Here is a 6,654-nt window from a genome sequence, read left to right as displayed (position 1 = left end):
GAAAATGTTTAAAGATATGAAAGATTATAGGGAGGTTGTCTACTGGGACTAAGCACTTAGGTTTATTTCTAGTCAGACCTTCTAGCCTTGTGCCACGACCCCCTGCTTGGATGATTAGTTTTTGCATGATTTACCTCACTACACCACACAATAGGTATTGTGTGGTGCTAGGTTTTTAAAAACGTGGATAATTGCTACTAGCAAGTAAAACGTGGAGAGAAAATGTATCAAGATTTAGCCTGTGAGACTAAACTTATGGGAAAATATAGAATCTTATTTGTTAATAAATTAGCAAATGTTTATATTTTTTATCTATGACACAAAATGTGCTACAATTTTTGCTAATCTTAAGTAGGAAAACACCACACAATACCTATTATGTGGTGTGATAGTGTTTAGATTCTAAACACTAAAGCTTAAAGCACTATAGTACAAAACTGCTATAGCTTTTATCTATCTCTTCTTGATCTATGCCTATATATCTAAGCGTAGTGCTTGCTTGGGCGTGATTAAAGATGCGCTGTAAGATGGCTAAGTCTTTAAACTGCTGATAGTGGTGGTAACCAAAGGTTTTACGTAAGGAGTGAGTTCCTATCTTTTGTTTTATGCCTACATCTTTGCAGGCTTTGCTAACTATCTTATATGCTTGGAATCTATCAAGCCTATTATTAAACTTCGTCTTAAAAAGTGGCTCATCATCATATCTACCTTCTATAAAAGACTGGATTAAGCCTTTCACTTTTTGGTTTAAGGGGAAGCGTTTAACCTTTTTAGTCTTTTTTTCTACAAGATGTATATGGGTTTGACTACGCACATCTTTTATATTTAGCTTTAAAATATCTGAGATTCTAAGTCCACTATTTATACCTAGTTCAAACATCAGTAAATCTCGCTTATTTCTTAATGCAAGTCTTGCTTCTATCCTCTGTAAGTCTTTTTTATTTTTTATAGGCTCTACTACATTCATAACTTTTCTCCTTAAAATTCTAATTCTAAAGAGGGGGGTTGGGCTAAATATTAAAAGAGTAGATTTAAGATACTAAGAGTGGCTTTGAGTGGCTTTAAATCTTGCAGGTTTAGAAAATATGATAATTACAACTATTAAATATGGAATCTAAAAGTTGCTTTGAAAGTATATTTTAATCTAGCTAGACTTTTAAAAGAGACCAAAGTAGCTTTAAAATAAAAATATATTAAGTTAAAAAAAGAATCGCTAGTATTAGTGGCTATAGAAATGCCAAGCGTTAAAAGCTTGGCTAAAACATTTACAAAAGCTATGAAAATCCATTTATATCTTTTTTTGATATGCGTCTTTAGGCTAAGAAAGCTTATGTATATGCTAATAGATTTTGCTACCATTAGCACTAGCTTAAGGCTTAGACACATAAAAAAAGAGTGTTGCTAAAAGATTCCGCAAATATAAATAAACTAATAGGCTAGTTAGGTAAGATAATCCATGCAAGATACAAACCCTAAAGATAGAATCTTTATCTCCATCATCATCCCAGTTTTTAATGCAGAAAGCTATATAGAGCGAACTTTACAATCTTGCATCAACCAAAGTCTAAAAGACATAGAAGTGATAGTAGTTGATGACTGTTCTAGTGATTGTTCTATTAGCCTAGTTAAGGGCTATGCTGCTAAAGACCCTCGTATAAGCATAGTTAGTAATGCAAGCAATTTAGGCACTTTTCACGCAAGACTAGAAGGTATAAAGCAAGCAAGGGGAGAGTATATAGCATTTCTAGATGCTGATGACTATATAGAGTTGCAAGCTTGTGAGGTTTTAAAGGCAAAGATTTTAGATTCCTTAGCACAAGATGGACAAGTAGTTGATGCTATCTTTTTTGGTATGGAGTATCATCCAAAGACTTGGAAGAGGGTCTCACCAAAAGTAGTACTTGATACAAAAAAAGGTGATGATGTATTAAAGGCTGTGTTTTTAGACTGTGCTACTCCACCTTGGCAGATAGGGGCTAAGCTATTTAGAAAAGACCTTTTGCAAGAAGCCTTAGCTTATATGGAAGATATGCCTAGACTAAAGATGGCAGAAGATGCCCTAAAAACTTTCATAGTGCTTTCACTAGCTAAAAAAAGCATAGGCGTTAAAGGGCGTTTTTATATCTACTGCGAGAGTGCAAGCTCCATAACTAGAAAGAGAGACGCTTTAAGCACAGCTAAAAAAGTAGAGGATTTAAAAGCTGTTATAGATGAGTTTAATAGGCTAGATTCCATAAAAGCTATTAATGCTAATAGGTATTTTTTAGAATCTAAAACTAGAGCGCAAAACATCCTTAAGTCAGTTATAGAGTTAGAGTATAGATATGATGCTTTTAAACTAGCTTACATAAAAGCTTGTATTAAGTCTCTTAGGTACTATGTAAAGTGGCAGACTTTTATGCGCATTGGCTTATACATTATAAGTCTTGGCAAGATAGCCATTTAAAGGCTTTGGGTATCTTAGATATCAAAGTCTTCTAAGCCTTTAGAATCTTTGCCTTTGCCATCTCTTCTTTTGGCGCTTTGAGTTTTAGTGTCTTTAGCTTTTCCTTCTTTACTAGGAAGGGCACAAAAAGATTCCACTATGCAGTCTTTTATGATGAAGTAGTTTGTGCCATCTTTATAGTTGTACTCTATCTTTAAGTCTTGGGCATCTAGTGTATTTTTGATTATATACATACCTAAGCCAAAGCCTTTAGAGTTAGGGTTTTTCTTCTCTTTGAAGTAGGGCTTAAAGTACTCATTTAAGCTCATCTTTAAAGGCTCACCAAGATTAGAGATTATGAGGTCGCACTTAGAACTTTTAACTTTAACCTTGCCATCAGTACTGTACTTTATGGCGTTATCAAGTAGGTTTTTAACGCTTAAGGCAAAAAGCTCAAAGTCTGCTTTTATCAAGTCGTTGTTTTCTTCTAGCTCTATTGGGTCATTAAGTGCGTCTATTAAAAGCATCTTTTTTACAAAGCTTATTAGGTCTACTAGTAAAAACTCACTTTTATTTAAGTTATAACTCTTACTAGCTAGCTCTTCTACCCTAGCAAACTCATCTATAAGCTGATTAAGCCTTTCAAAGACTTTGCAAAGTCTTTCTTTTTGCTTTTGATCTTGTAACATCTCAGCAGTTATCCTGCCTACTGTGATGGGAGTTTTAAGCTCGTGCATGATGCTTCTTAAGAAAAGCTCGCGGGACTGATTAAGTGCTTTTATCCTATTAACTGCCATGTTAAAGCTTAAGGCAAGCTGCCCTATCTCATCTTTTTGATAAAGGCTCATATCCACTTCTTTTATAGTCCCACCCCTTGAGGCTTGCACTATGTCGTGGCGTAAGATTCTAAGTGGCAAAAGTCTTTTTACAAGTAAGAAGTAAGTTAGTAAAAGGGCTAAAACTCCTATAAGAGTTATTATCTGATATCTAGACCACGAAAAGTGCGTGGAATCTTTATAGACAAATATATCTCTATGAGTTTGTATCAAGATATAGATGTCATTATAAACTTGTAAGATTTTGACACTTGCGCGTCTATCTAAAGAGTAGGGCATGATGGAAGGAAGCTCTAGCTTCATCTTATCCCTTATGTCTTTTATCTCTACAAAGTTTATATTTTTAAGATACGCCCTTATCTCATCTATACTAGCGTCATACTTTAAAAGGCGGTTTATAGAAGCTGCTATGTTGTTATACTGTCTTAGGCTTTCAACTTCAGGCTGGACGTGGGCATAAAAGTAAGAAAAAGTAAGAAAAAGCACTAATGCCACCAAAAATAAAACATTAATAGTGAAAAATATAGAGTGTCTCAAAATCTAGCCCTTTTTTATAGCTTTTTGTGTATGACTTGGTTTTGTGGGATGGGAAGGCTGTACTTGTACTTCTATATTATCTTGCAGTCTATCTTGACCACTTATGACTACTAAGTTTTTGTTTCTCATACTTCCTTGCACTACAGCTATCTTTTCTTGTAATGAAAGCACACTGACATTAACTGCCCTTGATCTGCCATTTTGCACTATAAAAATAACTGTTCTTCCTTGATACTCAACAACACTATCTCTTGGCACGAGGTAGCCGCTAACTAGCCCTTCAGTATTAAGCCTTACTTCTACAGCCATGCCATCTAGAAAGTTTGGTCTATAAGGCAAAGATATATGTATAGGGAAGGTGCGCGAAAGCTCATCAGCCCGTGGTATAAGGGCTGTTATCCTGCCTAGATAGTGTTTGTTATCTATATCCATATTAACTTTAGAGCCTATGCGTTGAAACTTTGCTATATTACTTGGCACATAGACTATAACTTCTATATGAGATGTATTTAGTATAAGTGCTACTGGGTCTCCTACCTTTAGCCACTGGCCGACGTTTGTAAGTCTATTTATAACTATGCCATCAAAGGGAGCTTTTATATCCATCTGAGTAAGTTCCTCTTTAGATAAGTCATAGTCTGCTTGTAAGCTAGTGATACTTGCCATCTTGGCTTTTAACTCAAACTCTAAGTTTTCATACTGCTGAAGTGCTATAGCGTCTTCATCAAGTAAGTTTTTATACCTTGCTACTTCGTTTATAATCTTTTGGGCTTGGAACTTTGCCTCTTCGATCTTTGCTTCTTTGACTTCAAGCTCTTTTTGCAGTACGTCAGTATTAAGACTTACTAAAACTTGACCTTTTTTAACCCTCTCTCCAACGCTAAATCTCAAGTCTTGAACTACACCTTGCCTTTGTGAGGCGACTTGTGAGCTTTCTTTGTAGTTGATAGTGCCTATGAAAACGCTTTGCTTTTCTAAAGAACCTTCTTTAATAGGAGTAGTTTTTACTAGGACTGGGCGCGAGAAAGCTACTCCAAAAAGTAAGATTCCAAAAGTTAGGAGTTTGAAGATAGTGTTTGCTTGCATGTCATCTCTAAGTAAGTTTTTTCTAATTCCCCAAGTTTAGCCTTTTTTTGCTAAACTTTGCACCACTAGGAGTAGCAAGCAATCGCTAGTATGCTTTTAAGCACTAGAGGAAAGTCCGAGCTACAAAGACTTAGGATTCCATTTAACAAATGGCTAGTGTAAACTAAGGGAAAGTGCAACAGAAATATACCGCTTTATAGAATCTAGATTTCATAAAGTAAGGGTGAAAAGGCAGGGTAAGAGCCTACCGATTTATAAGCAATTATAAATGCCATGTAAACCCAATCCGTAGCAAGAATAGCAGGTTAAATAAGTCTTAATATTAAAGCTATTCGCTAAAGCTTTATCGCGAGATAAAGAAGAAGATAAATGATTGCCTAATACAGAACTCGGCTTATAGCTACTCCTAGGTTCTTGCTTACATAGAATCTACTTTTTATAAAAGCCATATTTACGTCATTTTTGATACCATCTTTGGATTTGTAGTTTATATCTGCATGCATCTATTTGATAGTTAATTAATACTTTATTAGATCTAGTTAGGTTTGTCTTGGGGTATAATCTCACGCTTGTAATGTCTGTGATGATGATAGCTGTAATGATAGAAAGATAAAAATATTAAAGTATCTTAAAGACAAAACCCTAAGGCCTTGGCTTTAAGAAAACCGTGGTCTTAAACCACGTGTGTGCGACTTAAGACTTTAAAATCTTAAGTCTTATTATAAGAGTCCCCTAAAGTTCTACATTTGGAGGCTTTAACTGTAGCATTTTAAAGTTTAAAACTACTTTAAGCTTTAAAAATATGCTTTCAAAGCCCTAAATTACGGGCTTAAGTCCGACATGTATTGTAGCACATAGAACTTTAGGGGACTCTTATAACTCCTAGTCTTAGTGGTGGGGAGCTAGAACGATTGTAGCACATAGAACTTTAGGGGACTCTTATAACCAAAGTGCAAGTCACAAAACTAACAACTGCATTGTAGCACATAGAACTTTAGGGGACTCTTATAACCTTTTTGTATAAAAATTAAAATTTTTTATAATTGTAGCACATAGAACTTTAGGGGACTCTTATAACTACATAATCTGAATTTGACCATTTTGGGAGATTGTAGCATATAGAACTTTAGGGGACTCTTATAACATGTTGCTAAGTCTAAACAGCTCATCGAAAATTGTAGCATATAGAACTTTAGGGGACTCTTATAACCTGAAACTTTTAAAATGGAGCATTTCAATTATTGTAGCACATAGAACTTTAGGGGACTCTTATAACTCATAGCAGTCCCAGTCAATCATTGCTTTTATTGTAGCACATAGAACTTTAGGGGACTCTTATAACTCCCTTGCTCTCCAATTAGCTGATGGTTTTTTAGCCTTTTGTCTAATACATCATCTTGCATCAAAGAATCAACCACTTGTTTGATGGATTCTACGTCCCATCTTTGTTTGATCACTAATTTTAAATCTTTTACGTAAGTATTTTGGATATTCAGCTCTCACATAAATTAGCTTTCTTGCCTGTTTTCATTTTGCAAATCTTCTAATAATTCATCATGATCGTGATAATCTGTAGTCTGTGAATTTTTTATATATTCTACAGTTTCATCTGTTGGGGTCTGAAGTCTAAATAACAAAGCTTGTCTGATAGCTTGCTCAGCCTTTGTGTAATTTTTTATTTTTTTGTTAGTGCTCTTTATTTTATTTTGTAATTTATTAATTGTCTTTTTTATTTGCTCTAAGTTATTGTGAAGCATTTTTTCGCTCATC

At 34.7% G+C, this 6,654-nt stretch carries 5 protein-coding genes, 1 other RNA gene and 1 CRISPR repeat array; of the genes, 2 read left to right on the top strand and 4 right to left on the bottom strand.

Translation table 11 applies throughout. The features are described from left to right. Positions 1–424 precede the first annotated feature (424 nt). Positions 425–967, bottom strand: coding sequence for a site-specific integrase (locus BKH40_RS04145; RefSeq protein WP_095277197.1), 543 nt, complete (start codon positions 965–967; stop codon positions 425–427). 489 nt (positions 968–1,456) lie between these two features. Between BKH40_RS04145 and BKH40_RS04135 the strand changes: the two genes are divergently transcribed. Next, complete coding sequence (locus BKH40_RS04135; RefSeq protein WP_095277194.1) at positions 1,457–2,446, top strand: glycosyltransferase family A protein; 990 nt, start codon at positions 1,457–1,459, stop codon at positions 2,444–2,446. 14 nt (positions 2,447–2,460) lie between these two features. Here the strand turns inward: BKH40_RS04135 and BKH40_RS04130 are convergent, their stop codons facing one another. Together BKH40_RS04130 and BKH40_RS04125 are read right to left on the bottom strand one after the other, a co-directional pair. Beyond that, positions 2,461–3,798: an ArsS family sensor histidine kinase gene (locus tag BKH40_RS04130; protein WP_257842512.1), complete on the bottom strand. Its 1,338-nt coding sequence runs from the start codon at positions 3,796–3,798 to the stop codon at positions 2,461–2,463. A gap of 3 nt (positions 3,799–3,801) precedes the next feature. Then, positions 3,802–4,884 (bottom strand): efflux RND transporter periplasmic adaptor subunit, encoded by a 1,083-nt coding sequence (locus BKH40_RS04125; RefSeq protein WP_095277193.1) that lies wholly within the window; start codon positions 4,882–4,884, stop codon positions 3,802–3,804. A gap of 66 nt (positions 4,885–4,950) precedes the next feature. Here BKH40_RS04125 and rnpB point away from each other — a divergent pair. After that, positions 4,951–5,297, top strand: an RNA gene (rnpB, locus tag BKH40_RS04120) — RNase P RNA component class A. A 431-nt stretch (positions 5,298–5,728) separates the two neighbouring features. After that, positions 5,729–6,226: direct repeats of the CRISPR family, unit length 36 nt; unit sequence ATTGTAGCACATAGAACTTTAGGGGACTCTTATAAC. A gap of 166 nt (positions 6,227–6,392) precedes the next feature. Here rnpB and BKH40_RS04110 read toward each other — a convergent pair. Continuing rightward, positions 6,393–6,653: a hypothetical protein gene (locus BKH40_RS04110; protein ID WP_095277191.1), complete on the bottom strand. Its 261-nt coding sequence runs from the start codon at positions 6,651–6,653 to the stop codon at positions 6,393–6,395. Between the last annotated feature and the right edge of the window lies 1 nt (position 6,654).

The organism is Helicobacter sp. 11S02629-2 (assembly GCF_002272875.1).
Taxonomy (GTDB): domain Bacteria; phylum Campylobacterota; class Campylobacteria; order Campylobacterales; family Helicobacteraceae; genus Helicobacter_I.
The sequence above is the reverse complement of the archived record's forward strand: the minus strand, read 5'-3'. Positions and strand labels throughout refer to the sequence as shown.